This window comes from Streptomyces sp. NPDC097129, from assembly GCF_055668065.1.
Genome location: NZ_JBVOQE010000075.1, coordinates 1 through 1243, shown reverse-complemented (window position 1 = coordinate 1243; position 1243 = coordinate 1). Strand labels below are relative to the sequence as shown.

Genomic DNA, 1243 nt, shown 5'->3' with positions numbered 1-1243 from the left:
CGTTCGCGTCCGGCTCCCAGTTTCCAGGCCGCGATGCCCACCGCCATGGCGTCGAGTCGGGTCAGTACGCCGTCTCGGTCCGCGGTGACGACGTCGCTGTGCCGAGCTGTCGGCAGCGTCGCGTGTGGGTCCCCACCTTGGGCGGCGATCATCGCGCGCCACCGGTCCATGGCCGTGCCGTCGGCCAGTTTGTCTGCTGGGTCGATCCCGTCGATCCCAGCCGCGGACAGCATCTCCCGAGCCAGGACCAGGGTCAGCTCGACGACGTCCGAGGGCCCGCCTCCTGCCAGCACCTCGACGGATTCACGTCCCTCGAGGGCGTTGCCCGCCGTCAATCCGAGCGGGGTGTCCATCCCGGTGATGAGAGCGCTTGTACGCACGCCGGCGTCGTTGCCAAGCTCGACCATCGTGCGTGCCAACTCTCGCGCGTCGCCGAGGTCTTTCATGAACGCTCCGGAACCGACTTTGACGTCGAGCACCAGGGCGCCGGTTCCCTCGGCAATCTTCTTGCTCATGATCGAACTTGCGATCAGCGGAATGGATTCCACCGTTCCGGTCACGTCGCGCAGCGCGTAGAGCTTCTTGTCCGCGGGGGCCAGATTCGCTCCGGCAGCGCAGATCACCGCGCCGATTTTCGGGTCCGAGAGAATGTCGACCATCTCCGTCGCCGTGAGCTCGGCTCGCCAACCTGGAATGGCCTCGAGCTTGTCGAGAGTTCCACCGGTGTGGCCGAGTCCGCGGCCCGACAACTGCGGGACTGCAAGACCACACGCAGCGACGAGGGGCGCGAGCGGAAGGGTGATCTTGTCCCCCACGCCACCGGTCGAATGCTTGTCGACGGTGGGCAGCGGCAAGTCCGAAAAGTCCATCCTCCCGCCGGATTCGATCATCGCCTCGGTCCATCGGCCGGTCTCTGCTCGCGACATTCCTCGGAAATAGATCGCCATCGCGAGCGCCGACATCTGTTCGTCGCCGACGACCCCCTGTGTGAACGCCTGAACTATCCAGTCGATCTCGGTTCCCGACAGCTCGCGGCCGTCACGCTTGGCGCCGATGATGGAAACTGCGTCAAACATGGCGGAGCCCCTCTGCTTGTTCCGGCCCGAAAGCATCAGGCAACAGCTCGCTCAGCGGCTTGAACCCACTGCTCGTGTCGACAAGCATCTCACCCCCGCCGTGCTCGAGGAGAAGCTGTCTGCACCGGCCGCACGGCATCAGAATCGAGCCCTTCGCGTCACAGCAC

2 protein-coding genes are annotated in these 1243 nt (G+C 65.5%); both read right to left on the bottom strand.

Going from position 1 to position 1243, the window contains the following annotated elements; all coding sequences use genetic code 11:
• The coding region (locus AC0B9F_RS38205; RefSeq protein ID WP_472010418.1) for a thymidine phosphorylase at nucleotides 1–1076 on the bottom strand (1076 nt) is incomplete at its 3' end.
• Nucleotides 1069–1243 (bottom strand): cytidine/deoxycytidylate deaminase family protein (locus tag AC0B9F_RS38200; protein WP_472010420.1); only part of this gene is annotated, 175 nt, incomplete at its 5' end. The genes AC0B9F_RS38205 and AC0B9F_RS38200, both read right to left, overlap by 8 nt.